Annotated in this window: 22 protein-coding genes; 12 read left to right on the forward strand and 10 right to left on the reverse strand. The window is 66.8% G+C overall.

Going from position 1 to position 25,229, the window contains the following annotated elements:
* Positions 1-31: 31 nt before the first annotated feature.
* Together JWS13_RS31635 and JWS13_RS31640 are read right to left on the reverse strand one after the other, a co-directional pair.
* Entirely contained in the window at positions 32-658 is a 627-nt protein-coding gene (locus JWS13_RS31635) for a TetR/AcrR family transcriptional regulator (RefSeq protein WP_206009274.1), read from the reverse strand.
* 26 nt (positions 659-684) lie between these two features.
* Entirely contained in the window at positions 685-1,923 is a 1,239-nt protein-coding gene (locus JWS13_RS31640) for a cytochrome P450 (RefSeq protein WP_206009275.1), read from the reverse strand.
* Between the two features lie 209 nt (positions 1,924-2,132).
* Between JWS13_RS31640 and JWS13_RS31645 the strand changes: the two genes are divergently transcribed.
* Positions 2,133-2,738 carry a TetR/AcrR family transcriptional regulator gene (locus JWS13_RS31645; protein WP_206009276.1) on the forward strand — a complete coding sequence of 202 codons (606 nt, stop codon included), beginning with the start codon at positions 2,133-2,135 and terminating at the stop codon, positions 2,736-2,738.
* Here the strand turns inward: JWS13_RS31645 and JWS13_RS31650 are convergent.
* Positions 2,716-3,255 carry a nitroreductase family deazaflavin-dependent oxidoreductase gene (locus JWS13_RS31650; protein ID WP_420855031.1) on the reverse strand — a complete coding sequence of 180 codons (540 nt, stop codon included), beginning with the start codon at positions 3,253-3,255 and terminating at the stop codon, positions 2,716-2,718. The two genes, JWS13_RS31645 and JWS13_RS31650, sit on opposite strands and share 23 nt — an antisense overlap.
* Before the next feature lie 180 nt (positions 3,256-3,435).
* Between JWS13_RS31650 and JWS13_RS31655 the strand changes: the two genes are divergently transcribed.
* Positions 3,436-3,903, forward strand: a complete 468-nt coding sequence (locus JWS13_RS31655; RefSeq protein WP_206009278.1) for a DUF6069 family protein — start codon at positions 3,436-3,438, stop codon at positions 3,901-3,903.
* Here JWS13_RS31655 and JWS13_RS31660 read toward each other — a convergent pair.
* The gene (locus tag JWS13_RS31660) at positions 3,900-4,550 is read right to left on the reverse strand and encodes a TetR/AcrR family transcriptional regulator (RefSeq protein ID WP_206009279.1); all 651 of its coding nucleotides are present in this window, start codon (positions 4,548-4,550) and stop codon (positions 3,900-3,902) included. The two genes, JWS13_RS31655 and JWS13_RS31660, sit on opposite strands and share 4 nt — an antisense overlap.
* A gap of 127 nt (positions 4,551-4,677) precedes the next feature.
* Between JWS13_RS31660 and JWS13_RS31665 the strand changes: the two genes are divergently transcribed.
* Entirely contained in the window at positions 4,678-5,550 is an 873-nt protein-coding gene (locus tag JWS13_RS31665) for an oxygenase MpaB family protein (RefSeq protein ID WP_206009280.1), read from the forward strand.
* Here the strand turns inward: JWS13_RS31665 and JWS13_RS31670 are convergent.
* The 6 genes from JWS13_RS31670 to JWS13_RS31695 form a co-directional block, all read right to left on the reverse strand.
* Positions 5,521-8,814 (reverse strand): protein kinase domain-containing protein, encoded by a 3,294-nt coding sequence (locus JWS13_RS31670; RefSeq protein ID WP_206009281.1) that lies wholly within the window; start codon positions 8,812-8,814, stop codon positions 5,521-5,523. The two genes, JWS13_RS31665 and JWS13_RS31670, sit on opposite strands and share 30 nt — an antisense overlap.
* Before the next feature lie 159 nt (positions 8,815-8,973).
* Complete coding sequence (locus tag JWS13_RS31675; RefSeq protein WP_206009282.1) at positions 8,974-9,708, reverse strand: SDR family NAD(P)-dependent oxidoreductase; 735 nt, start codon at positions 9,706-9,708, stop codon at positions 8,974-8,976.
* Positions 9,708-10,550: an alpha/beta fold hydrolase gene (locus JWS13_RS31680; RefSeq protein WP_206009283.1), complete on the reverse strand. Its 843-nt coding sequence runs from the start codon at positions 10,548-10,550 to the stop codon at positions 9,708-9,710. Before JWS13_RS31680 ends, JWS13_RS31675 begins: the two co-directional genes overlap by 1 nt.
* 47 nt (positions 10,551-10,597) lie before the next feature.
* Positions 10,598-12,502, reverse strand: a complete 1,905-nt coding sequence (locus JWS13_RS31685; protein ID WP_206009284.1) for a flavin-containing monooxygenase — start codon at positions 12,500-12,502, stop codon at positions 10,598-10,600.
* A gap of 49 nt (positions 12,503-12,551) precedes the next feature.
* Positions 12,552-13,358, reverse strand: coding sequence for an alpha/beta fold hydrolase (locus JWS13_RS31690; RefSeq protein WP_206009285.1), 807 nt, complete (start codon positions 13,356-13,358; stop codon positions 12,552-12,554).
* Positions 13,351-14,097 (reverse strand): ABC transporter ATP-binding protein, encoded by a 747-nt coding sequence (locus JWS13_RS31695; RefSeq protein ID WP_206009286.1) that lies wholly within the window; start codon positions 14,095-14,097, stop codon positions 13,351-13,353. The genes JWS13_RS31690 and JWS13_RS31695 overlap by 8 nt, the downstream gene beginning before the upstream one ends.
* Positions 14,098-14,569: 472 nt before the next feature.
* Here JWS13_RS31695 and JWS13_RS31700 point away from each other — a divergent pair, with 472 nt between their 5' ends.
* The 9 genes from JWS13_RS31700 to JWS13_RS31740 all read left to right on the forward strand — a co-directional run bounded on the left by JWS13_RS31700 (position 14,570) and on the right by JWS13_RS31740 (position 25,222).
* Positions 14,570-15,400, forward strand: coding sequence for an SDR family NAD(P)-dependent oxidoreductase (locus tag JWS13_RS31700; RefSeq protein WP_160100115.1), 831 nt, complete (start codon positions 14,570-14,572; stop codon positions 15,398-15,400).
* A gap of 41 nt (positions 15,401-15,441) precedes the next feature.
* Positions 15,442-16,311: an ABC transporter permease gene (locus JWS13_RS31705; protein WP_206009287.1), complete on the forward strand. Its 870-nt coding sequence runs from the start codon at positions 15,442-15,444 to the stop codon at positions 16,309-16,311.
* A 237-nt stretch (positions 16,312-16,548) separates the two neighbouring features.
* Positions 16,549-17,451 (forward strand): LysR family transcriptional regulator, encoded by a 903-nt coding sequence (locus tag JWS13_RS31710; protein WP_206009288.1) that lies wholly within the window; start codon positions 16,549-16,551, stop codon positions 17,449-17,451.
* A 169-nt stretch (positions 17,452-17,620) separates the two neighbouring features.
* A complete protein-coding gene (locus tag JWS13_RS31715) occupies positions 17,621-19,840 on the forward strand; it encodes an acetate--CoA ligase family protein (protein ID WP_206009289.1) in 2,220 nt (739 codons plus the stop codon).
* Between the two features lie 23 nt (positions 19,841-19,863).
* Positions 19,864-21,402: an acyl-CoA carboxylase subunit beta gene (locus JWS13_RS31720; protein ID WP_206009290.1), complete on the forward strand. Its 1,539-nt coding sequence runs from the start codon at positions 19,864-19,866 to the stop codon at positions 21,400-21,402.
* 10 nt (positions 21,403-21,412) lie between these two features.
* On the forward strand, positions 21,413-22,789 hold the full coding sequence (locus tag JWS13_RS31725) for an acetyl-CoA carboxylase biotin carboxylase subunit (protein WP_206009291.1): 1,377 nt from the start codon (positions 21,413-21,415) through the stop codon (positions 22,787-22,789).
* A 1-nt stretch (position 22,790) separates the two neighbouring features.
* The gene (locus JWS13_RS31730; RefSeq protein ID WP_124391633.1) at positions 22,791-23,012 is read left to right on the forward strand and encodes a biotin/lipoyl-binding carrier protein; all 222 of its coding nucleotides are present in this window, start codon (positions 22,791-22,793) and stop codon (positions 23,010-23,012) included.
* Positions 23,013-23,032: 20 nt separating this feature from the next.
* Positions 23,033-24,031 carry an NADPH:quinone oxidoreductase family protein gene (locus JWS13_RS31735; protein ID WP_206011821.1) on the forward strand — a complete coding sequence of 333 codons (999 nt, stop codon included), beginning with the start codon at positions 23,033-23,035 and terminating at the stop codon, positions 24,029-24,031.
* A gap of 144 nt (positions 24,032-24,175) precedes the next feature.
* Positions 24,176-25,222: an ABC transporter substrate-binding protein gene (locus JWS13_RS31740; RefSeq protein WP_206009292.1), complete on the forward strand. Its 1,047-nt coding sequence runs from the start codon at positions 24,176-24,178 to the stop codon at positions 25,220-25,222.
* The last annotated feature ends 7 nt before the right edge of the window (positions 25,223-25,229 follow it).

Below are 25,229 nucleotides of genomic sequence, written 5' to 3' on the forward strand. Positions count from 1 at the left end.
CGAACTCCCGATTCTGTGCGGATTGTCCTTGCTAGGCGAAGCCGATGAGTCTTTCGGAGATGGCGGTCAGGTCGGAGGTGTACCGGCGCTGTTCGCGGGAACTCGCGTCAACCAGGCGGGCCGCGCCCGCGAGTTGGGCGTCGGCGAGGGTCTGCGCGATGCGGGCGGGTGGCGCGCACGGCGTGACATCGCAGGTGGCGTTGATGCGCTCGATGAACCGGGTGTAGCGGCGGATGAGCCGCGTCTGCACGGTGGCCCAGCTTCGACCGACCTCGGGGTCGAGCCCGGCGCGGTGCCTGATCAGTTCGAGGACTCGTCCGTTGGTGTAGACGGCCTCGACGAAGGCTTTCGTGGTGGTGCGCAGCACCTCTCGTAAGTCCTCGCTCGCCGGTCCTTCGACGTGCTGCGATTCGAGGAACTCCTCGCAGACATCGGCCGCGACGGCGTGGAACACCTCGTCCTTCGAGGAGAAGTACGCGTAGAACGTCGCCCGCGACACTTCCGCCCGGGTAGTGATCACCTCGACGGTGGTCCGGTCGTACCCGAGTTCGGCGAAGCAGGCGCTCGCGGCGCGGAGGAGTTCGCGGCGGCGGGGACCGTCGTTGTCCTTACGCGCCGACCGAGCCCGCTGCTGAGCCTCGCTTGTGGTCACGGTCACAGTATGGATTGATATTGACGTCAATGTCAATCGCGGCTGCTCGACATCCCGATGCGCAGGGGGAGTGCGCTGTGGCGGCGCACGAGCAGGCTGGGGAGCCAACGTGTCTCGGCGTCGTCGGCGAGGGAGAAGTGGTCTGTGCGCGCGAGCAGTGTGGTGGTGGCGGCGAGCGCCTCCATGCGGGCGAGCGCCGATCCCACGCAGAAGTGGACACCCTTGCCGAACGCGAGATGGGAGCGGATGTGCGGCCGGTCGAGCACGATCTCGTCCGGCCTCTCGAACGCGGCCGGATCCCGGTTGGCCGCGCCCCACAGCAGGAGCAGGTGGCTGCCTGCGGGCAGGTCGACGCCGCCGAGGGTGGTGTCGGCGACCACGTGCCGGTGATGCCCGCGGAACGGGGATTCGAGTCGCAGCGCCTCGTCGAGGAACGCGTCGACGAGCGCGGGCTCCTGCCGGAGCCGGGTCTGCACCCCGGGATGGGTGGCCAGGAGGCGGGCGGCGTTCGCGATCAGGCCCGCGGTCGATTCTCCGCCGGCGCCGACGAGCTGGAGCAGGACCAGTGTCGCCACGTCCTCGGACAGCTCCCCGGCATTGCAGGCGTGTGCGAGTACGCCCAGGAGATCCTCCGAGGGATGTGACCGTGCCCGTTCGAGTTCGGCCCGCAGGTACGCGGCCAGTTCGGTCACGGAGACCACCAGCCGGCCGAGGCGACCCGCGTCGACGATCCCGCCCAGCATCTCCGTGCTGTCGTAGGCCCAGGCGAGCAGCCGGGGGACGTCCTGCTCGGGCAGCCCGATGAGGTGTGTCACCATCGTCAGTGGCAGGCGGTCGGCCATCTCGGCCGCCCAGTCGATCCGCCCGTCCCGCAGCCCCTCGTCCCACAAGGTGTCGACGAGCGACTGCACGGTGGGCGTGAGCGCGCGGATGCGGCGACCGAGGGTGGGCAGCACGAGCTTGCGATGGTGCAGGTGCGTCGGCTCGTCGGCGGTGGCCAGCACGTGAATCGCCTGACCGTCGCCGTTCATGTCGAACGTCGTGGGCGGTCCCGCCGGTTGCTGCACCAGCACGCCGGTGAGGTGCGAGGAGAAGTCGTCGGTGCGGCTCGCGGCCTCGGCCACGAGGTCCCACGTGGACACGAGGAAGAAGTCGGTGCCCGCGACGCGATGGACGGGGGAGTGCTCGCGGAGAATCCGGTACAGCTCGTTCGGGTCGTCGAGGTGGGCCGGCTCGAAGATGTCGATTCCGTCGGTCGGCGAGTGGGCCATCGAGGACTCCTTGTCGGCGAGAACGTGTTGCACATCACCACAGTTCGCGTCGGAGTCCAGTGCTGTCAAGGGCGGCCGGCGAGGTGAGATTCTGCTGATCAGAGCGGCGTTCGCGCGGTGTCTCAGTGCGTGATGATGCGGGTTAGTCGATGCTGATCACGAACCCGCAATCGAGAAACGTGTTCTAAAATTAGCAGAGTAACCGTCTCATGGTGAGACAAAATAACGAGTACGTTTCCGGAGGTGCCGTGGACACGGAGCAGGCGGACTGGTTGACCGGAGGCAGTCGGCGGGTGCTCGCGGTCGAGAGGATTCACGCCGCCGCCGCCGACCTCATGCGCGAACAGGGCATCGACGGGGTGAGCGTGGACGAGGTCGCGGCGCGCGCCGGGTGCTCACGCGCCACGCTCTACCGGTACGCCGGGGGCAAGCGCACGCTCGTCGCGGCCGTGATGTCGCGTGCCGCCGATGCCGTGGCCGACCACGTCGAGCAGGCGCTGGAACCGTTCGAGGACTCGGAGCGGATCGTGGAGGCGATTCTCGCCTCGCTGGTGGCGATCCGCGCGGAGCCGGCCCTGGTGCGGTGGTTCACCGGGGCGCATCCGAGGAGCACGGACGAGTACCTGGCCCGCGCACCCGAACTCGGCCGGGTGGCGATCTCGCTCACCCGCATCGCGCCCGACGAGGAGGCCGCGGGATGGATCGTGCGGGTCGTCCTGGCCCTGTTGACGTGGCCGCTGCCCGACGCGGCCGCCGAGCGTCGCACCGTCGAACGCTTCGTGGAGCCGATCTTCAGGATTCGCGCGTCGTCGTAGCCGATCGGGTGGGCTCCAGGATGAAGAGCCGGAACTCGCGTCCCCCGGACCGCCGGTGCTCCATGCGATAGCCGGGCCAGTAGTCGACGACGAATTTCCACAGGTTTTCGCGTTCTTCGCCGGTGACCATGCGGACGCGCATCCGGGACTCCCGTGCCCCGACCTTGACGAGCGCTTCGTCCGCGGCACGCAGATTCGCCGACCACGCGGGGTGCTCGGGGCGGCCCCAGTTGGAACCGGTGACGATGTATCCGTCGCCGTACGGAATGCACAGCAGCGCCGTCGTCCTCGGGGTGCCGCTCTTGCGTCCCGGGACCGTCACCTGCAGGGACTGCAGGCCGGCGATGCCGATGAGGCTCACGCGGTTCCCGGTCCACGCGCGCAGGTGTGACTCGAGCCAGATGATGACCGGCGCCATCCGCATCACCCATTCCTGGGTGCCCAGCCACCGCGCGAGGACGCGGAGCGGGTTGCGGAGCGCGCGCGATCGGTCAGGGGGTGTGGGGACGGCGTTCATAGTGGCCATCTTCCCTCAGGTGGCCGGTTCGGGCCGATCGCGATGAGTTTTGCGGATCCCGCGGGTCTAATGGTCAGGTCCCACCGAAAAGACCTCGATTTCACGCCTTGACCCGAACAATGGTTGAGGTTGCAGGATCGGTCAGTAGCAATTCGAGCCACTCGACAGGGAGTACAGATCATGTCCGACACCGGAGCCACGATTTCTGCAACCACGACCTCACGGATCAACCCGGCGACGCTCGAACTGAGCCGGCCCTGGGCGGTCGCCGCGACCGTCCTCGGAGCGCTCGTCCCGAACCTGGTCATCTGGCTGCTCGGGCTCGCCGCCGGCGGGTCGTTCGAGATGACCGATGCCGGCACGACCAGCAGCGTCGCCCCCGGAGGCGTCGTCATCCTGACGGTGGTTCCGACGTTGATCGGGATGACACTGGCCGCGCTCATCTCACTGAAATGGGTGGCGGTCATCCGGTCTGCCCAGGTGATCGGCGCGCTGCTGCCGCTGGCGACGATCGCGCTCACCGTTCAGGCCGACTTCGACACCGCCAGCACGATCGCACTGGCCGCCATGCACGTGGTGATCGCCGTGGTGATCGTCGTCGGCCTCGAAGCGATGCGGCGGCCCCTGGTCCGTCGCGCGCAGGTCTAGGGCGTGCTGTTCACCGGCACATGCGCCTCGATGGTGAGTGCGATGTGCTCGACGATCCGCTTCTGCGAGATCTTCGGGCTGCCGGTGAGCCAGCGCTGATACAGGAAGGCGATGGCCCCGAACAGGGCAATCGCGTTCAGCTGGGTGTTGACGGCGTCGCGGGGTGTGCCGTCGGCACCCAGCATTTTCAGTGCCGCGGCCATCGGGGTGGTGAACTCGGCGACCAGCTGTTCGCCGCGCTGCGCCAGTTCCGGCACGGACTGCGACTCGACGAACATGATGCGTCCCCGCCGCCGGTCCTCGGCGATGTAGCCGGTGAACGCCTTCACGACGTGGCGGACGAGCCGGCCCGGATCGTCCGGGGCCGTCTCGAGCGCCCCGAGCAGGGTGTCCCTCGCGCCCAGGACGACGTGGTCGAGGAGGGCGACGAGTAGCGCCTCCCGGTTGTCGAAACTCTCGTAGAAGTAGCGCTCGGTGAGGCTCGCCTGACGGCAGGTCGCCCGCATCGTCGTGGCCGCCGTGCCCTCGGTGCCCATGATCTGGAGGCCGGCCTCGATCAGGGCCGCGCGCCTCGCCGCGCGGCGGTCGTCGGGCTCCTGGCCACGCCATCTGCGCGGCGCTCCACGAGGGTTGTCGCTGTCGCTCATTCCGTCATCGTCTCACCGATCCCGGTGTCGATCGGGGTGCCCTCGCGCCCAACTGTTGACATCATGTGATGTCAACAGTCATCCTGAATGCAACACGTTCCACACCTCGCGGCATCAGGAGATCGCCATGACCACCACCGAGCTTCCGCCCCAACGTCGTTCGACTGCGCCTGCCCTCGGGCCCGACTCGCTGACGTGGCACCGGTTCGGCGACTGGCGAACCGCGCTGCTCATCTCGTGGTCGGGCACGCTGCAGGTGATGCATCCCGTCATCGACACCGCCCTCGTGCAGCACTCGACCGTCTTCGACAACGAACTCGCCCGGCTCGCCCGTTCCGCGGGGCCGATCATCCGGGCGCTCTACGATCCGACGGGCGCGGAGGCCCAGATGATCCGCGACATGCACAAGGACATCAAGGGCACCACGGACGACGGACGGCGGTACCACGCGCTGAACCCGGGGCCGTATTTCTGGGCACACGCCACGTTCCTCGGCACCCAGTACGTGGTGGCCGACTACTTCGGTGAACCGCTGACCACCGCCGAGAAGGAACAGCTGTATCAGGAGTCGAAGCAGTGGTACGCGCTCTACGGGGTGTCGGCGACCAATTTGCCCGAGACGTACGCCGATTTCGTGGACTACTGGAACGAGATGGTCGGCACCGTCCTCGAGAAGACCGAGACGGTGCGCAGGTCGCGGCTTCTGAGTGGACTGCCGACGCCGTGTCCCGACGATCGCATCCCCGAGGTGGTGTGGCGCCTTGTCGGTCCCGCGTTCGGACGGCTGCTCGTCTGGATCGCCCGGGGAACGCTGCCTCCCGTCGCCCGCGACAAGCTCGGCTGGGAGTGGTCCGCCGCCGACGAGCGCAGGCTCCGCCGATTCGGCGCCGCCGTGCACTTCGGTTTCCGGATCCTGCCCGAGCGGTGGCGGCTGACTCCCATCGCCCGAAGAGCATGCGACGGAACGGCATCAGGGTCTCGGGCCGCCCAGGTCCGCTGACAGTTCCGTGACCCAGGCCGCGATCTGAGCCCGGGAGGAGAATCCGAGTTTCGCGAGGACGTGCTCGACGTGACCCTGCGCGGTGCGCTGGGAGATCACGAGGCGGGCGGCGATCGCCTTGTTGGTCAGGCCCTGCGCGACCAGGTCGGCGACCTGGCGTTCGCGCTTGGTCAGTGCCGCCGCGGGATCGCCGCGCCGCGGCGCGGCCGGCAGACGTTCGCCCAGGGCATACGCGGCGGCGGCGGTGAAGCCCAGCGCCTCGCCCTCGCGGGACGCGGTCTCGAACGCCCGGGCACCGAGCGAGCGCCGCGTGACGAGCTCGCACTCCCTGTGGGATTCGGTCAGGTCGGGGATCTGGACGATGGACGTGCCCACCCGCCGCCGAAGCCTCTCGGCCGCCGCCAGCAGGACGGCGGCGCGGTGGAAATCGTTCTCGCGGGACGAGATCCAGGCGAGGATTTCGAGGCACCAGGTGGCTCCGAACGGATCGTCGACCACGCGGGCCAGCTCGAGTCCCTTTCGCAGCAGCTGCACCGCGCGATCACGGTCGCCACCCTCCCGCCACCTCACGAGCCCGAGCGTCAGGGACGAGCGGCCCAGGTACACCGATTCACCGTGTGATTCGGTAATCCGGATCGCCTCGTCGAGACAGCGGGTGGCATCCTCGGCGTGCCCGAGGATCTCGTGAGCCAATCCGAGCGCATGCAGGGCCGTGACGTGCGCCAGGAGGTTGCGCCCGCCGCGTAACACCTCGAGGGACTCGGTGAACGAACTCACGGCGCGCTCCGGGTTGCCGCCGTGCACGGCGTGCGCTCCGTCGGCTTGAACCATCAGCGCGCGATCGAATGCAGTTCCCCGGGTCTCGGCGAGAACACGCCCCTCCTCGATCAGTTCGGCGGCCCGCTCCAGGTCTTCGTGCCTGCTGGCGAGGATGCCGGCCGCATGCAGCGCCTTGACGCGGAGCGCGGTGTCGTGTTCTCCCTCCTGCGCCAGCGCGCGGTCGAGCCAGCGGCGCCCCTCACGGAGCAGCCCACGCGAAACCCAGAACGGATACAGCGCGGTCGCGATCTCCAGCCCCGCCTCGGCCGAGTCGGCAGCCGTGGACAGGCCGTACTCCATCGCTTCGCGCAGGTTGGGTTGTTCCCGCTCGAGCCGGGCGAGCCAGGCGACCTGCCGAGGTCCGATCCATTCGGATTCGGCCTGGCGGGCGAAGTGCCGGTACCAGCTGTGATGCCGCCGCCGGAGGTCCGGGAGGGTGCCGTCCTGTTCGAGCTTCTCCCGGCCGTACTCGCGCAGCGTTTCGAGCATCCGGAACCGCACCACCGCCCCCGATCCTTCGCGGATGAGGATCGACTTGTCCACGAGCGACGCGACGAGGTCGATGAGACCGGCCGGTTCGGCGTCGAACATGGACACCTCCTCGGCGGCGTCCAGCTCGAAGCTGCCTGCGAAGACCGACAGCCGCGACCACAGCTGCTGCTCGGCGGGGATGCACAGGTCGTAGCTCCAGTCGATGCTCCACCGCAACGTCTGCTGCCGGGTCGGCGCACCCCGGCTTCCGCGGGTCAGCAACTCGTACCGGTTGGTCAACCGCTCCAGGATCTGTTCCGGCGACATCGAGCGTAGCCTCGCCGCCGCCAATTCGATGGCCAGCGGCAGTCCGTCCAGCCGGATGCAGATCCGGGCGACCGTGGCGGCATTGTCCTCGGTGACCTCGAAGCCGGGTACCGCCGTGGCGGCCCGTTCGGCGAACAACGTCACCGCGTCGTACCCGGGCAGGCTCTTCAGCGACGGCTCCGTGTCCGAATCCGGAAGTGCCAGTGGGCGAACGCGCAGGGCGGCTTCCCCCGCGACGTCCAGGGTCTCGCGACTGGTCGCGAGAATCCGCAGACCGGGACAGGTGCGCAGCACGGTCTCCGTCAGGTCTGCCGCCGCATCCACCACCTGCTCGCAGTTGTCGAGGACCAGCAGCATGTCGCGCGGCTCCAGGAACTCCACGAGGGTCTGCAGCGGTCTCGGCGACCGCTGCCGCAATCCCAGCCCGGCCGCCACGACTTCTCCCAGCAACGACCCGTCGCGCAGTTCGCCCAATTCGACCAGCCGGACCCCGTCGTCGAAGGCTTTTCGGATGGTGGTCGCGACGCGCAGTGCCAGTCGGGTCTTGCCGACACCGCCGATTCCGGTCAACGTGACCAGCCGCGACGCCGAGAGCAGTTTCCTGGCCTCGGCGAGTTCCTTTCGCCGGCCGACGAAACTCGTCAGGTCCAGGGGCAGGCTCCCGTTGGTCGGCGATCCCGAGGAACCGGTGGATCGTCCGGTCGGCGGTCGTGCGGGGCGCTCCGGCGGTCCGTCCGCATCGGGGTCCGGGCCCAACGCCATCGCGTCGACGGGATCGCCGCGGCGAAATTGGATGTCCTGCAGCGTTTCACCCAACGTCGCCGCGGACGGGCGCTGGTGCGCGTCTCGCGACATGGCCTGTTCCAGCACGGCGGCCACGTCGGGATCGATGCCGGACTCGCGGAGGTCCGGCGTCGGTTGTGTGGTGATCCGCAGGAACTGCGCCACCACCTGTTCACCACTGCGGCGCTCGAATGCCGCGTGTCCGGTCAGCGCGGCGAACAGTGTCGCCCCGAGGCCGTACACGTCCGAGGACGGACTCGGGGTGTCGCCCTCGAGGACCTCCGGGGCGGTGAACGCGGGCGATCCGGTGATGGTCCCGGTGGCGGTCTGGAATCCGCCGGTGATGTGCGCGATGCCGAAGTCCGTCAGCGCCGGTTCGTCGTAGTCGGTGAGCAGGATGTTGCTGGGTTTGACGTCGCGGTGCACGATGCCGAACCGGTGCGCCGTCTCGAGCGCGCCGGCGATCTTCACTCCCAGCCGCAACGCCTCGGCGTCGGTGAGCGGACCGTGCTGACGAATCAGGGTGTCGAGGGAGTCCTGCGGATGGTAGGGCATCACGAGGAACGGCCGACCGCTCGGCGTGACGCCGACCTCGAGCACACTCACGACGTTCGGGTGCCCGGTCAGCCTGCCCATCGCCCGCTGCTCACGGAGGAACCGGGCCCGGCTCTCGTCGTCGAGGTCGCCGCTGAGAACCTTCACGGCCACCGCGCGGTCCAGAGCGGACTGGCTGCAGCGGTACACCACGCCGAAGCCCCCACGCCCGATCTCCCGGGCATCGTCGAACCCGGCCGCGCGCAGTTCATCTGTCGTCGCGGTGTCGGTATCGCGCTGTGTGCGGAGCGGATCGCCGTCGGTTGCCAACGCGCTATCCGCCCCTGTGCCGCCCCGGGAACCGTGGTGTCATCCGCCTACCTCTCGACGACCCTTCCCAGAGTATCGCCGCCACCCGGGCCGCGGGACCGAGACGATCCGGAATTCGGTCACGCGGCCGTCGAGCAGGCGACTTGTGGGCGGCGCCGCCTAGCGGCGGATCGAACCCCCGTCGACGACGAGCGTCTGCCCGGTGACGAAGGAGGATCCGGGGGAGAGGAAGAATCGGGTCGGGCCGATGAAGTCCTCGACCGTTGCGGCTCGTTTGATCGCTCGCGTGTTGATGTTGGCCTCTTCACCTGCGGCGATCGCCGTCGAGAGTGGGGTCAGCACCAACCCGGGGGCGATCACGTTGACCGTGATGTTCCTGGCTCCGAGTTCCGCGGCAAGGCTGCGGGCGAAGCCGATCACGCCGGCCTTGGACGCCGCGTACGCCGCTGCGCTCGCCGGGGCCTTGAAGACCGTCCCGGACGAGAACAGGACGATTCTGCCGCCGTCCGCGACCATGTCGGCGACGCCCTGGACGAAATTGAGTGTTCCGTGAAGGTTGACCAGGAGCACCCGTTCCCACTCGGACTTCGGCATCTCCATGAAGGGGCCGAATGCGCCGATGCCCGCGCAGTGGACGATGCCGTCGATCGTGGCCCGGCCCTTCTCGGTCAGGGTCTTGCGGACCGTGTCGACCGCATCGTCGGTGGTGATGTCGCCCTGCAGGTACGTCACGCCGGGGGCAGGTGTTTCCGGCAGATCCCGATCGACGACGGTGATGTCCCACTCGCCGGCCAGATCGCCCGCCAAGCCGGCGCCGATTCCGGACGATCCGCCGGTGAGAACGAGCGAACCCACGGGGGACGCGGCCGCGGCAGTGCCGCCCGGGGTCGGCATCAGTTCGTACCGCCGGTGCAGCTGTCGAGGAACTCGCCGATCACGGCCCACGTCTCCTTCGGATGGGTGATGTTCGGGCAGTGCCGGTACGGCAGGACCATGGCACGGGAATTCTGGAGTTCGGCCTGGAGGTGTTTGCTCCACCCGGCCTCGAGCAGCACGTCCTCGGAGCACTCGAGGAGCAGCACGGGGGTCTGAACGCCGGCAAGGGTGGCGGGGTAGGGATCGGCGGGGCGCTCCTTCCGCAGTGCCTCGGGTACCGGCAGATGCGGAGCGCTCATGCACCCGAAGTGACCGGGCGCGACGGCCCACCTGTACCGGGCGTCCACCTGGCCGGCCCTGCCGGAGAAGTCGTCGCACAGCAGGTCGACGAACGCTTCGATACCGGCAACCGAACCGTCGAAGTCGCGCAGCTTGCCCATGTCCGGCGCTTTCCAGGGGCCACCGGTGCCACTGAGTGTGGTGACCGAGGCGATCCGGGATCGGTAGTCACCGTCGGCGAGCGCCCGCAGACCCACCGATCCACCGAACGAATTTCCGACCAGGTGCACCGGACCGTCGATGCCGAGCTGGTCGAGCAACGCGAAGACGTGCCGGATCCGGAAGGCGAACGGTGAGACGTCCAGGCGAACGGACTTGGCGGATCCGCCGTAGCCGAGGAAGTCCGGGGCGATGACCCGGTACTTCTCTGCGGCCAGGGGCAGGACCTGCCCCCAGGTCACGTCGGCGCTGCCGCCCCACGCGCCGTCGTGCAGGAACACGACGGGGACGCCGTCGTCCGGACCGCCTGTCAGGTAGCGGGTTTCGAGGTTGGCGACAATTGCCGTCGTCTCGGTGATCAAAATAGCCTCCGGTGAAATGAACGATGCGGATGAATGCGTCGTGCGGGTCAGTGGATGTCGTAGTCCTCGTCGTGCACCGCGCTGGTGCGCTCGAAGTACTGCCGGGCCGGGAGTGGCCACATGATGGTGGAACGGCCGGCGGCGTTCTGATACCAGCTGTGGGTCTTCGACCAGCCCCAGGTGCGCTTGGCGCTCTCCTTGGTGACCTCGTCGGTGTACTCGGTGAACACGTCCGGTCGCAGGGCCATCGAACGGTGGCCGCCCTTGGCCAGCATCTGGACCGCGCTGGTGATGTAGGCGGCCTGACACTCGAGGAAGAACACCAGGTTGCCGTGGATGACGGTGTTGGTGTTGGGGCCGTACATGCAGAAGAAGTTGGGGTAGCCGGGCAGCGTGATGCCGAGGTAGGCGCTGGCGTCGATACCCCAGGTTTGGTGAAGGTCCTGTCCGCCGATGCCCGTCACCGTCATGGGAACGAGGAATTCCGAAGCCTTGAAACCGGTTCCGAACAAGATGATGTCGGCGGGGACGTGTTCGTCACCGATCCAGACACCGTCCTTGTCGATCCGGTGCACGGCCTGGCTCACCAGGCGGACGTTGTCCCGCTTGAGGGTGGCAACCCACGTGCCGTCGTCGCAGATGATCCTCTTCGCGGCGGGCGGGTAGTCGGGCATGATCTGCTCGAGCAGATCGAGTCGGTCGCCGGCCTGTTCGGTGAGGTAGTCGGTCAGCTCGACACGAAGGGCCTCGTTGGCCGCGGATACCGAGACCTCGGTCGGCGGGAAGTCCGGATCGACCGTTGCGGCCGGGAGGTTGCCGATGAGGCGGGGGAGGAAGATGGAGAAACGGTAGTAGGCGCGGTAGTGCTTCAGATTCGTGAGGAGCCAGCGCTCGCCCGGGTCGATCTCCTGCCGGAGCACCGGCGTCGACCGCAACCAGGGGGCACTCCTCTGGAAGATCGTGACGTGCTCCGCTTCCTTCGCGACTGCTGGTGCGAATTGCAGTGCGCTGGCGCCGGTTCCGATCACGACGACGCGTTTGCCGGCGAAATCGATGCTGTGGTCCCATTGCGCGGAGTGCATTACCGGCCCGGTGAAGGTGTCGAGGCCGTCGACGGCGGGGATCATCGGCCGGTTCAGTTGTCCCACAGCGCTGACGACGATCTGAGCTTCGGCCGAGCCCACGACACCGTCGGACGTGCGGGTGTCGATCGTCCAGGTGCTGGTGCTCTCGTCCCACCGGGTCGCGGTCACTTCGGTGCCGAACGAGATGTGCTCCAGGAGGCCGTTCTTCGCTGCAAAGTTGTACAGGTACTCGTGGATGGCCTGCTGGCGGCCGAAGTGCGTGACCCAGTCGTGCGGAACGAACGAATACGTGTAGATGTGGCTGCGGACGTCGGTCCGGCAATCCGGGTAGCTGTTCTCGTACCACGTGCCACCGACGTTCGTGCTTTTCTCGAGGATCGTGAAGGGCACACCGGCTTGCTTCAGTCGAAGCCCGGCGAGGAGACCGGAGAATCCGGCGCCGATGACCACGGCACTCAGTCCGCTGTCGGGAGCGATCTCGTCGAGATGCCACTCCGGCCCGCGAGGATCGCTGTCGTCGGGGGTGAAGGCCACCGCGGCCATGGCCTGGGCGTCCTCGATGTCGACGTCCATCAGCCAGGTGCACATCGACTCACGCAGGAAATCGTCGGGCAGCGCAGCCCAGTCCCGCTGCGAGGCGAGATACGGTACGAGGCGCTTCAGGCAGAAGGCTCTGATCTCCGCGTCGGTCTCGGGTGCGAGTCCACTGGCAGGCAACGTCGCCCGGTTGGGCTTCCATTCCGTACGCAGTACGCCTGCGTCACCCGTGACGTGGGCCGTCATCATCAGGAGCGCGGGCGTGAGGGCCGAATCGAGGTGTGCGCGAAGCTCATCCTCTGTCATCGCGCGATCGAGCGTGAAATCCATGTCGTCTCCGTAGCAGTATGTGGAACCAGTGTGCACGTGGGCCGAGTGGCTACCAGCAGTCGAGGCCCTCGAGGAAAGGTCGCACCGTGGCGGCGACTTCGCGGGGGTTGTCGAAGGCGGCGAGGTGCCCGCCCTCGGCGAAACGCAGTTCGGCGCCCGTGATGGACGCGGCCAGCTGTTCGATCACCGCACGAGGGGTGCTTCGGTCGTCGTCGCCGCCGACCACGAGGGTCGGCGGCGGTGAATCGGTGTGAAACGTGCCGACCTCGGTCATGGCGTCGAAATAGGCGCCGATGGTGTTGCCGCCGGCGCTCAGGAACTGTTCGCGAGCTTTCCGAACCAACGGGTCTGCCTCGTTTCGCGATGCGTCGCCGAACCAGCGATGCATGGTCATCTCCTCGGCTTGCTCGAGGCCGTTCGGTGCACGAACCTCGGCCGCGCGGGCCGAAGTTCCGCGCGTGGCCTCCTCATCATAGGCGCCGCGGGTGGCCATCAGGATCTGCGCGTCGACCCGGTCCGGGAAGCTGCCCGACACCGCCTGAGCGACCATGCCTCCCAAGGAGATTCCCAGCACCACCGAGTGCTCTACGTTCTCGGCGTCCCACACCGCGGCGACGTCCGCGGCAATGAGACCGAGAGTGATGGCCGATTCTCCCCGCGCAGTCATGCCGTGCCCGCGGAAATCCGGCGCGAGCAGACGGTAGTCGTCGCCGAGAGCCGCGGCCAAAGGCGCATACCAGGATCCGTCCAATGCCAGGGAGTGCAGGCACGTGATCAGGCGTGACCCCCGGCCGAATTGCTGATAGGCAATGGTGGTGCCATCGGCGGTGGTCGCAGTCTGCAGAGTTTCAGTCATTCTGGTTTTCTTCCATCATCCGCTGTTCGGCGAGATCGACTTCGGCCCGGAGCCGGGCGGACATATCGTGAAAATAGGATTTGAAGAGTTCGGAGGACCTGCGCATTTCCTGATGCCGCGGCCGCTCGAGTTCGATCTTCATGTCGACCACCATGCGGCCCGGCCTGCTGGCCATCAGGATGACGCGGTCGCTGAGCAGGATGGCCTCCTCGAGGTCGTGGGTGACGAAGATGACCGTCGGTCGCTCGGCCTCCCACAGCCGGAGGAACTCCTCCTGCTGGATCGCGCGGGTCTGGGCGTCCAAGGCTGCGAACGGCTCGTCCATCAGAAGGACGCCGGGGCTCTGGACCAGGGTGCGGGCGATCGCAACGCGCTGGCGCATGCCCTGCGACAGGTGGAGAACATCCGAGTCGGCGAACTCGTGCAGACGAACGCGACGAAGCCACTCCTCGGCGCGCTCGCGTCGTTCCGCCTTGGGAACGCCCCGGACCTCCATGCCGAGTTCGACGTTGCTGCGGACCCGCCGCCACGGAAGGAGCGCATCACGCGCAAAGAGGAAAGCGGCGTCATTGCTGCCGGGCCGCACCTCCGCTCCGTCGATGCGAACGGTTCCACTGCGCGGCTTCAGGAGGTTGCCGACCATGCCGAGCGCCGTGGTCTTCCCACAGCCCGACGGACCGACGATGCTGACGAACTCGGACGGCTCGATGCGGAGGTTGAAGTTGTCCAGCACGCGCACCGGTCGATTGCCGTGGAGGAACGCGTGGCGGACATTTTCGAACTCGACCGAGACCCCCTTGGCGGTAGTGGGCCTCGTCGTAGTTTCAGCTGGACCAGTCACAAGAATCTCACTCTCACTGTTTGACCGTAGAGATGAATCGGACACCGTCAATCCGATGATGTGTGTGCGGGGCCGACCGATCGCTGCCTCCCGTGCCGGACGATCTGCTGAGTCGGCACAAAATCCACGGTGGATCCGGACTGCATGACCCTGTGGTGAATATCACCCTATCGGCCTATGAATCGTTGAACACGTCGGCGAAAGTGTCAAGGAAAAGAGGCCCGCCCGGGGGCTATCGCCTTGATAGCGATTCAGTCATTGTCCGCGGCCCCGAATGGCACGACGCTAACTCGAACGCACCTTGCCGGGAACGGCTCCCAGTGCGTCACAAGCTGCCCACACAGGGTGCGAATAACGAGGAGGACGTCAGGTGACCAGAGAAGCCGCCACCATCAACAAGGTCGGTCAGACCACTTTCGACTTCACGGACCAGGTCGTCATAGTGACGGGCGCTTCCGGAGGCATCGGGTCGGCGCTCGCCGACAAGTTCGCGGAAGCGGGAGCAGATCTGATCCTGCACGGGCGCAACGCCGAAACGCTCCAGGCGAGAGTCGAGAGTGTCGAAGCGCTCGGACGGAAGGCCGCCCTCGTCGCCGGCAACATCCGCGAGCCGAAGACTGCCGAAGATCTCGTCCGGACCGCCCTCGAGCGGTTCGGTCGGATCGACGTCCTGATCAACAATGCCGGCGGCAACTTCGCATCGCGCCTCGAGGACCTGTCGGTCAATGCCTGGAACGCGACGATCGATACCAATCTCAGCGGGGCCTTCCACGCTGCCCGCGCTTGCCTGCCGGTCTTCGAACGTCAGGGCGGCGGAAACGTCATCAACGTCGGATCCGGATCGGCCAACCACGCACACCCGCTCCGCGGCGCATACGCGGCAGCCAAGGCAGGGCTCGCCTCGCTGACGAAGACGATGGCCTGGGAATGGGCGGATCGCGGCATTCGAGTCAACTGCGTCGAACCCGGCGCCACGCTGACACCGGCGTCTCGTTTCGCATCTCCCGAAACCGAGCAGAAGTTCGGCCGCTATCTCGCACTCGGACGCGTCGGAAGGCCGGAAGAAGTCGCCGATGCCTGCCTGTACCTGTGCTCCGACGCCGCAAGCTTCATCACGGGAACCGTCCTGCAGGTCACGGGCGGCCCCCACACCTCCTCGGCCGCCGACGTCGAGCTCGTCCGAGGACCGCTCGATGCCTGACCTGCACAGCTGTTCAGAAGACTCGAAGGGAAGGTTCCGACATGGAATCCATCACTGAAGCGCCCCGCACGGTCGCGTCGATCGGCGGAGTCGCGAACAACGACGAACCGGCGGACATCGACAACGCGATCCTCGTGGAGCGGCGTCGCGCCCGGCGCAACGAAAAGATCCTCGTCTGGTCGCTTCGGGTGGGTGCGCTCGCACTCTTCGTCGCCGGCTGGGCCTTTGTCTCCGGAAACATGATCGTCGACCCGATGATGATCTCCGCCCCTCTCGATGTCGCGCGCGCGTTCATCGCCCAGCTGAGCGACGGCGTCTTCTGGACCGATGTGACGGCGACGTTCAGCGGGGCGATGGTCGGGCTGGTGACGGGTGCGATCGCCGGCATCCTCGCAGGTGTCGTCTTCGCACGCGTCCAGGTGCTCCACACCGCGGCCTCACCGTTCCTGACCTTGATGAACAGCCTTCCGCGTCCCGCCCTGGCACCGATCTTCATCCTCTGGTTCGGCCTGGGTTTCGGACCGAAGGCCCTCGTCGCCTTCAGCGTCGTGTTCTTCGTTCTGATGACCAGCACGATGGGTGCGATGAAGAGCATCGACCACGACATCGCTCAGTTGACCAAGTCGCTGGGCATGACACGGACCCAGCGCTTCTTCAAGATCGAGATTCCCGCGGCTCTGCCTGCCATCGTCGGCGGCCTGAGGCTCGGCGCGGTCTACTCGGTGCTCGGCGCCGTCGTGTCGGAAATGGTCGGCGCCTACACCGGCCTGGGGCAGCGCCTCGTCGTCGTGACCAACAATTTCCAGGTCGCGGAAACTTTCGCGATCCTGATCGCCATGGGATTGCTGTCCATGGTCCTGGACGTCTCGATCTCCGGCCTGCAGAAGCTGGTCACCAAGTGGACCAGGTAGGTCGGTGAAGATCTCCTCTCGCCCGCCGCGGGATACATTACGGGTACAACGATTCTCGTCGAGGGCGGCTCCCTCTCGCGGGACTCGACAGGCCTCGACGGCCTGGTGAACTGACCGGCCCGCGTCGGTCAGTTCGAGGTTTCGTGTCGATTGCCGCGACAGCCCGACGCTGAGTTCGGAGAGCACCCGGCGAGCTGTAATGTGGGCCACGTCGCATAGCAGCACCGAGGGAGACCGATGAGATTCGAGCAGTTGCGATATCTGGAAGCAGCGCTTCGGACCGGATCGTTCCGTCAAGCCGCCAAGGAACTCGACATCTCTCAGCCGACGATCACCAACCAGGTGCAGCGGCTCGAGGAGGACCTCGGTGTCGTGCTCGTGGTTCGGGGTGCCAAGGGAGTTCGGCCGACGTATGCGGCCGAACGGATCCTGCCGCACGTGGTCGCCGCCGTTCAGGCCGAACACCTGATGCGCGAGGAGGCCAGCGCCATCGGCGGCCTGAAACTCGGCACCGTCCGCCTGGGCACGGTGCCCGCGGGATCTCAGACGATCCTTCCCGGGGTGGTCAAGCGCCTGTTGAGCGACTTCCCCAATGTGCGTTTCGAGGTGGAGGAAGGTCCCTCGAGGATGGTGAGCCGCGGCGTCCTCAGCGGCCACTTCGACGTGGGTCTGGTGACGCGCCTGGCCGGAATCGATCTGATTCCGGCGGAGCAGGCCCTGCTGCACCACGTCGACCTGATCTCCGGCCGGCTGGTGCTGGCGGTCCCGGAGAATCATCGCCTCGCCAGCAAGGACGGCTTCGAGGCCGCCGACCTGGAGGGTGAGCCACTGATCTTCCCGGCGGAGACCAGCATCCTCCGTACCGCCTTCGAGCAGCTACTCGACGGAATCGAAGCCAGGATCGTCTACGCCACCAACAACGCCGAAGCGTCGCAGAACATGGTGCGCGCCGGCGTCGGGATCTGCATGGCGAACACACTTCTCAGCTCGACGGTGAGCGGCAACGGCGTCGCGCTCGTGCCCCTTCCCTTCGAGTGGGCGCATGCCCGCATCTCCGCGATCGTGAGGAATGACGAAGCGCGGACGTCTGCGGTGCAGGCATTCCTGGGTTTGTTGCGGGAATCTGCCAAGAACTTCTGACAGCGCTGTCGACCGGGACCCGCGGACCCGTCGGCGACGGTCCGATAGCGCACCCGTATCACCCCGCCAATGCTGCGGACCTTCCCAAGCCCTGTGCGGCTGACCACACTGAATACGTGCCGAGCGAGCGAGATCGCCGCCGGATCCGACGTTCAGTGAGGAACTTCAGGTGTCAGTCGATACAGCACAGCCATGCACCCGGGACGCAGTCGCCGAACTCATTTCCGTTGCACGGGAACGAGAATCGGCGATGTTCACGGAGGCGGAAGGTAAATCCCTGCTCTCCGCTTTCGGGATCGACACCCCCCGGGGCATCGAAATTGCTGTCGGCCAGTCGATTTCCGACGACCTTCGCGAGCCGTTGGTCGTCAAGGCCATCTCGTCCACGCTCGTCCACAAGTCCGACGCCGGCGGCGTGCGGGTGGGGGTGCGCCGCGACGAGATCGACGAGGTCGCTGCACGTATGGGCGAGCAACTGGCCGCCGCCGAGCACCGCTTGGAGGGCCTGCTCGTCGAGGAAATGGTGCCGTCCGGTCACGAAGTGATCGTCGGGGCCGTTCGGGCCCCGGGGCTGGGCTGGACCGTCATGGTGGGCCTCGGTGGCGTCTTGGTCGAGGTCTTCGAGGATGTCGCGTTCGGTCTCGCACCGCTCGCGAACGACCAGATCCTCGACATGCTGCACGAACTGCGCGGCATGAAGGTGCTCGACGGAGCCCGCGGTGGCGAGAAGGCAGACATCCCGTCGCTGGTGACGCTGATCTCGCGACTCGCCGGACCGAACGGTCTGCTGCAGTCGCTGCCGGACGACGTGATCGAGATCGACCTGAACCCGGTCATCGTTTCCGGAACACGGGCAGTGGCCGTGGACGCACGTTTCGTCGTCGGTCCGGTGGAAGACACCGGATCCGCACCCGGGGACCGTGGTGACGGCCGGGCCACGGATTTCACCCCGCTGTTTCATCCGCGCAGGGTCGCCGTCCTCGGCGCCAGCGGTCAGCGGCCGAACCTCGCCAACCGGTTCATCCGGAACATTCTGAGCGGCGGCTTCGACGGCACCATCGTGCCGATCCACCCGACCGCGGACAGCATCGAAGGACTTCCCACGGTGCGGTCGCTGGCAGACCTCGATCAACCGATCGACTACGCGTTCGTGGCGCTGCCCGCGACCCGTGTCAGCGAGGCGCTGAGCCGAGGCGCCGGGCGAGTTCGGTTCGCCCAGGTGATCTCCAGCGGTTTCGGTGAGGTCGAGGAAGGAAAGGATCTCGAGGAGACCCTGGTCCAGACCGTCCGCGACGCGGGCATTCGGCTGATCGGCCCGAACTGCCTGGGCACGCACGCCTCGGCCGGTCGCCTCTCGTTCGTGCCCGAAGCACCTCTGACGCCCGGAACGACGGCTGTCGTCTCGCAGAGCGGCGGGCTGAGTGTCGACATCCTGCGCGTCGGATCGTTGCGCGGCATCGACTTTCACAGCGTGGTCAGCATCGGGAACGGCGCCGACGTCACCGCCGCCGAGCTCGTCGAATCCGCCCTGCGGAACGACGAGGTCCGGGTCATCGGCCTGTACCTCGAGTCGCTGGCCGCGGCACGTGAGGTGCTCGACGTGCTGACCCGGGCCGAAATGCGCAAGCCGGTAGTGCTTCTCGCCGGTGGCCGAACCAGTGAAGGCTCGCGGGCGGCGACCAGCCACACCGGTGCCCTCGCGGGAAATCACCGGCTGTGGCCTGCGATTGCACGGCAGGCCGGAATGACCCTCGTGGATTCGCTCGAGGACTTCGCGACGGCCCTGCACGCCCTGTCCACCCTCGACCTCACGGTCAAGCCGAACGGTCGCGATGCCGTTCTGTTCGGCAACGGCGGCGGCGCGAGTGTCCTCGGCGCCGACGCACTCGAGCGGCAGGGACTGGCGACACCGCCGCTCGCCGATTCGGTGGTCGAGGAACTGGACGGCCTGGGCCTACCGCCGGGCAACGGCCTGCGCAACCCGATCGACGTGCCCGCGGGGACGCTCGCCGTCAAGAACGGTGCGATCGCGAAGGACGTTCTCGCGGTGGTGCTAGCCGGCAGCGAACCGGCAGTGCTGATCTCCCACCTCAACGTGGGCATCATCCAGCGCAACCTCGGTGAAACCCACGGCGACGTGACCGGCACCGTCATCGACTCGATCGCCGGTGCCCGCGACGAGGCCGCGTCGAACACCCACCAGCTTCTCGTGCTCAAGACGGACGGCAGCGCAGAGACGGAGGCATTGATCAAGACGTACGCGCACCGCGCCCGTACCCGCGGAATCCCGGTCTTCCCGGCCTTCGAGGACGCGGCCCTCGCCGCACGGGCGGTTCTCGAGCAGGGACAGCGGACATACCAGGCGTCACGCGACGCAGACGGAAGGTAGTAGAGATGTCACAGGACACAGTGATGGCTGAACCCACGCTCAGCCGCGAGCAGGAGCACGAAGAACGCCGCGCGGCCGCGCTGGCGATGGGTGGTCCGAAGAAGCTGGAACAGCGGCGCGCCGAGGGCAAGCTCAACGCCCGCGAGCGGATCGCGTTGATGCTCGACCCCGGAACCTTCCGGGAGAGCGGGTTGTTCACGACCTCGGCCGTCGACGCCGATCGCGACAAGACACCCGCGGACGGCAAGGTGACCGGAACCGGCGAGGTCGACGGCAGGCGCGCAGCCGTCATCGCCTACGACTTCACCGTCAAGGGGTCGTCGAGCAGTCCGGTGAGCAACAAGAAGATGTCCCATTTCAAGGAACTCGTCGTCCAGGTCGGGATGCCGCTGGTCTACCTGTCCGAATCCACCGGGGTCCGGATGCCCGACGCGATGGGCGGGACCGGAATGGGCGCCGCCAACAGCAAGAAGCGATTCCTCCGTCAGCGCGAAAGCCCCTGGGCATCCGCAGCATTCGGATACTGCTTCGGATCCGCCGCCTGGCACACCGTCTCCGCCGACTTCGCGGTCTTCCGCAAGGGGAGTGTCCTGGCGGTGTCGAGCCCCGGACTGGTCAGCCGCGCCACCGGCCAGCAGGTCGACGCCCAGGAACTCGGAGGCTGGAAGGTCCATGCCGAGGTCACCGGCTACGCCGATGCCGTCGCCGACACCGACGAGGAAGCGATCGAACTGATCCGCCGGTTCCTCTCGTACCTGCCTTCGCACAACGGTGAGACACCGCCGGTCGCGCCGATCCCGAGTGGATCGGGTGAGCGTGCCGCCGAACTCAACGACATCGTTCCCCAGACCCGCACCCAGACCTACGACGTACGCAAGGTGATCGAGATCGTCGCCGACACCGGTTCGGTGTTCCCGATCAAGGCACGCTACGGCAAGAGCCTGGACACCTCGCTGGTCCGGATCGGCGGACAGAGCGTCGGCATCATCGCCAACAACCCGATGTTCAAGGGCGGGGCGCTCGACGGTCCGGCGTGTGACAAGGCGACCAGCTTCCTGGTTCTGTGCGACTCCTACAACATTCCCGTCGTGTTCCTCGTCGATCAGCCGGGATTCCTGATCGGGCTGGAAGCCGAGCGGAACAAGATCGCCGGCAAGGTCATCAACTGGATGAACGCCCTGTCCCTGGTGACCGTGCCGAAGATCGCTGTCACGCTTCGTAAGAACTACGGCCAGGCCTACATCAACATGGGCGGCGGACTGACCGCCGACACGACGGCAGGCTGGTGGTCCACGGAGGTGAGCTTCATGGATCCCACGTCCGCGGTGTCGGTCGTCCACGGGGTCGACGCGGAATCCGACCCCGAGCTCTACGCGCAGCGGCTCGCCGAGATGGCCAAGGGGACTACCGCGTACGACGTGGCACGCGTCTTCGGCGTCGAACAGGTCATCGACCCCGCCGAGACCCGCGACTTCATCCTCGGCGCACTGAAAGACCACTACCGAGCCCGGACCAACGGCATCGGCGAGCACCTGCTGCGCGCCTGGCCCACGAGTTACTGAGGACGACGTGATGAACTCATTTCCAGATTGCCTGCTGGTCGCGAATCGCGGCGAGATCGCCCGGCGGATCATCTCGACCGCCAACAAGCTCGGTGTCCGTACCGTCGCCGTCTACCACAAGGTCGATGCGGACCTGCCCTACATCGGTGAGGCCGACCACGCCGTTCAGCTCGAGGGCGACACACCGGTGCAGGCGTACCTCGACGGTGCCCAGATCGTCCGAATCGCACAGCAAGCCGGTGCGACGGCCGTGCATCCGGGCTACGGATTCCTGGCCGAGAACGCCGACTTCGCCCGACTGGTGGCCCAGTCCGGACTGACGTGGGTCGGCCCGAGCGCCGAGGTCATCGAGGTGATGGGTGACAAGGTCGAGTCGCGCCGGGTCGTGGCTGCTGCCGGTGTTCCGATCAGCGGTGACGTCGGTGCAGCGCTCGAGACGGGCGACGAAGCCGTCGCGGAGGCCGGGCGTCTCGGATATCCGGTAATGGTCAAGGCATCCGCAGGCGGCGGCGGAATCGGCATGGCCGTCGCGCACGACGAAGACGGCCTGCGCAAGGCGTTCGAGAACACCAAGTCGATGGCGGCGCGGAGCTTCGGTTCCGATCGGGTCTTCGTCGAACGGTATGTGTCGTCCGCGCGGCACGTCGAGATCCAGATCCTGGGTCTGGAGGACGGTTCGATCGTCACTCTGGGAGAACGGGATTGCTCGACGCAACGACGTCACCAGAAGCTGATCGAGGAGAGCCCGGCCCCGCACCTGGATCCGGCCCTGCGAGAGCGCCTCGTCGAGAGTTCGATCGCGGCCGCCCGGGCCGTGGGCTATCGGAATGCGGGCACGGTGGAATTCCTCATCGACGCCGTCACGGGTGACTTCGTGTTCCTCGAGATGAACACCCGTATCCAGGTCGAGCACCCGATCACCGAACTGACCCACGGTGTCGATCTGGTCGAGCAGCAGCTGAGCATCGCGCAGTCGGGCACCACCACCCCGGGCTTCGCCCCCGTCTCGCGCGGTCATGCGATCGAATTGAGGATCTGCGCGGAAGACCCCAAACGGTTCTTCCCGCGCCCGGGGCCGATCGACGTGTGGCAGGAGCCGACGGGGCCCGGTATCCGGGTCGACGCGGGCTATACGGCCGGCACCGAGGTGACGCCGCACTTCGACTCGTTGCTGGCCAAGGTCTGCGCGTTCGGCGCGACCCGTGAGGAGGCGCACGCCCGCGCCCTCGCGGCCTGCAAGGAGTTCGTGATCGAGGGGCTCGTCACCAACAAGCCCTTCCTCGAAGACGTGCTCGGCTCGGAAGAGTTCACGAGCGGGCGTTACGACACCGGTGTGGTCGAGAAGATCCAGCAGAGACAAAAGAACTTGGCCAGAAGGAGTGCGTGAGATGTCAGAGACGATTCAGTCGGATATGGGTGCCAACGTGTGGAAGATCCTCGTCGCACCGGGTGACCGGGTGGAGGAGGAGTCGACGTTGATGATCCTCGAAGCCATGAAGATGGAGATCCCGATCCTCGCCGAAGATGCAGGCACGGTCGTGGCAGTCCACGTCGCCGAGGGCGACAGCGTCGCGTCCGGTCAGCCCCTCGTCGAATTCGAGACGGCATGAGCACATCGATTCCCCGCCGCATGAAGTCCTGGTCGGTCACCCAACTCGGCGAGCCGATCGACGTCGTGCAACTCGTCGAGGGTGATGTTCCCGAACCCGGTGCAGGGCAGGTCCTCGTGCGGGTCCTCGCGGGCGCAGCCAATTTCCCGGACGTGCTCATGTGCCGTGGCAAGTACCAGGTGCGCCCCGACCTGCCCTTCACCCCCGGACGTGAAGTCTGCGGCGAGGTCGTCGCGGTCGGGCCGGACGTCGTACGGGCCGCGGTCGGCGACCGGGTGCTGGGCCTGACCACCCTGCCCTACGGCGGATTCGCCGAGTACGCCCTGATGGACCAGAGCACGACCCACCAGGCGCCCGCCTCACTCGACGACGCGCAGGCCTCCTGCCTGTTCATCGGGTATCAGACCGGCTGGTTCGGGCTTCATCGGCTCGCCAGGATTCAGGAGGGGGAAACCCTCCTGGTTCACGCGGCCGCCGGCGGTGTCGGCAGCGCGGCCATCCAGCTCGGCAAGGCCGCCGGTGCCCGGGTCGTCGGTGTCGTGGGCGGCGAGGAGAAGGCCGCCTACGCCAGGCAACTCGGTGCCGATGTCGTCGTCGACCGCAGGCAGGAGGACTTCGTCGGGGTCGTCAAGGAATTCACCGACGGTAGAGGCGCCGACGTCATCTACGACCCGGTGGGCGGTGACGTTTACCAGCGTTCGACGAAATGCATTGCGTTCGAGGGTCGGATTCTCGTCGTCGGCTTCGCGGGCGGCGAGATCCAGACCGCGGCGCTCAACCACGCTCTGGTCAAGAACTACGCGATTCTGGGCATTCACTGGGGGCTCTACAACACGAAGAATCCCGGCGCGGTCGATCGATGCCACCAGGAACTGTGCGCGTTGGCGGACTCCGGAGCCATCGATCCCTTCGTCAGTCAACGGGTCTCGATGGACGGGGTGCCTGCGGCCCTGCAGAGCCTGGGGGACGGAAAGACCGTCGGCCGAGTGGTGATGGAGCACACCGGGATCGGCCGCTAGCCAGTTTGCGGAAACCGGGGGCAGCACATCGTCAGGCCACCAGGCATGCACTAATCACTAGGAGTACGAATGTTTGGGTCGAAGCAAGGTGACTCGCCCTTCGGAGAACTGCGGGCATTGGACAGCAACATCTCGAGAAGGTCGATGTTGAAGTATCTCGGTCTCGGCACGGCGGCGGTCGGCGCCACCTCGTTGCTGGCGGCCTGCGGGGGTGGACTGGGCGCCGGTGCCTCCGGCCGGGGCGCCCAGTTCAGCATCGCGTCATTTCCGGGTGACAGCTTCCTCCTCGATGCGGTGAATCTTGCCAACAACGACTTCGCCAGGAACAACCTCGACGTTCCGAAGTTCATCACCCCGCAGAGCGGTGTGCAGGCGCTGCAGCTCGTCTCCGCAGGCGCTGTCAACGGCTACACCTCCGACACCCTGCTGCTGATGGGTGCTCACGCCAACAGCACCCAGGGCAAGCGGCCGGTCATCATCGGTCTGAAGAACGTGGCCACCACCTACGGGATCGTCGTCGGCCCGAACGGCAATTGGCCCGGCGAGGGCGCCACGTTCGAAGAGAAGATGCAGTCGCTCAAAGGCAAGTCGATCGGGGTGAGCGCCATCGGCGCGGGCGGTGATCTGCAACTGGACCTCGCTCTCGAACTGGCCGGTATGCAGTCCTCGGACGTCACCCATCTCGCGACCGGCCCGTCTGCCTCGGCGATCCCGAACATGAAAGCCGGGCGACTCGACGGCTACGTCGCGGTCCAATGGAGCTCGGGGCAGTTCATCGCGAGGGAGACAGGCGGATCGGTGCTGCTCGACTTCGGCAGGCCGTCGATGCCCGAGACATTGCGCAACCAGGCAGTGCTGTGCATTTCGACCAGCGAAAGTTTTGCCCAGGAGAACGAGGACGTTCTGAAGAACTGGCTTCGAGCACAGTCGGAGGGCAGCGAATGGATGGTCTCCCAGAAGGACGAAGCAGCGGAAATCCTGAACTCCGGCACCTTCGACGGCAACGCACCCGAAATCGCCAAGGCCTACATGGAGCACTACGCGCAGGAGGTGGCGCCGAAATTGCAACCGATGTTCAAGGCACCCAAGGATCAGGTCGACCACATGATCGACCTCGCCGTCCGCTTCGGAAACGCGAAGGAAGGCGCTATCAGCTACGAGCAGATAGTCCCCGCCTTCGCACGGGCGTGAGGTCTCA

Source organism: Rhodococcus pseudokoreensis (assembly GCF_017068395.1).
Taxonomy (GTDB): Bacteria; Actinomycetota; Actinomycetes; order Mycobacteriales; family Mycobacteriaceae; genus Rhodococcus_F; species Rhodococcus_F pseudokoreensis.

What these genes read in the sequence shown, in the direction of transcription:
- JWS13_RS31735 (WP_206011821.1), top strand. Translation starts at nt 23,033, where the DNA reads ATGAAGTCCTGGTCGGTCACCCAACTCGGCGAGCCGATCGACGTCGTG.
- JWS13_RS31720 (WP_206009290.1), top strand. Translation starts at nt 19,864, where the DNA reads ATGGCTGAACCCACGCTCAGCCGCGAGCAGGAGCACGAAGAACGCCGC.
- JWS13_RS31730 (WP_124391633.1), top strand. Translation starts at nt 22,791, where the DNA reads ATGTCAGAGACGATTCAGTCGGATATGGGTGCCAACGTGTGGAAGATC.
- JWS13_RS31690 (WP_206009285.1), bottom strand. Translation starts at nt 13,358, where the DNA reads ATGACTGAAACTCTGCAGACTGCGACCACCGCCGATGGCACCACCATT.
- JWS13_RS31705 (WP_206009287.1), top strand. Translation starts at nt 15,442, where the DNA reads ATGGAATCCATCACTGAAGCGCCCCGCACGGTCGCGTCGATCGGCGGA.
- JWS13_RS31740 (WP_206009292.1), top strand. Translation starts at nt 24,176, where the DNA reads ATGTTGAAGTATCTCGGTCTCGGCACGGCGGCGGTCGGCGCCACCTCG.
- JWS13_RS31650 (WP_420855031.1), bottom strand. Translation starts at nt 3,255, where the DNA reads ATGAACGCCGTCCCCACACCCCCTGACCGATCGCGCGCGCTCCGCAAC.
- JWS13_RS31655 (WP_206009278.1), top strand. Translation starts at nt 3,436, where the DNA reads ATGTCCGACACCGGAGCCACGATTTCTGCAACCACGACCTCACGGATC.
- JWS13_RS31675 (WP_206009282.1), bottom strand. Translation starts at nt 9,708, where the DNA reads ATGCCGACCCCGGGCGGCACTGCCGCGGCCGCGTCCCCCGTGGGTTCG.
- JWS13_RS31660 (WP_206009279.1), bottom strand. Translation starts at nt 4,550, where the DNA reads ATGAGCGACAGCGACAACCCTCGTGGAGCGCCGCGCAGATGGCGTGGC.
- JWS13_RS31640 (WP_206009275.1), bottom strand. Translation starts at nt 1,923, where the DNA reads ATGGCCCACTCGCCGACCGACGGAATCGACATCTTCGAGCCGGCCCAC.
- JWS13_RS31665 (WP_206009280.1), top strand. Translation starts at nt 4,678, where the DNA reads ATGACCACCACCGAGCTTCCGCCCCAACGTCGTTCGACTGCGCCTGCC.
- JWS13_RS31725 (WP_206009291.1), top strand. Translation starts at nt 21,413, where the DNA reads ATGAACTCATTTCCAGATTGCCTGCTGGTCGCGAATCGCGGCGAGATC.
- JWS13_RS31645 (WP_206009276.1), top strand. Translation starts at nt 2,133, where the DNA reads ATGGTGAGACAAAATAACGAGTACGTTTCCGGAGGTGCCGTGGACACG.
- JWS13_RS31710 (WP_206009288.1), top strand. Translation starts at nt 16,549, where the DNA reads ATGAGATTCGAGCAGTTGCGATATCTGGAAGCAGCGCTTCGGACCGGA.
- JWS13_RS31685 (WP_206009284.1), bottom strand. Translation starts at nt 12,502, where the DNA reads ATGGATTTCACGCTCGATCGCGCGATGACAGAGGATGAGCTTCGCGCA.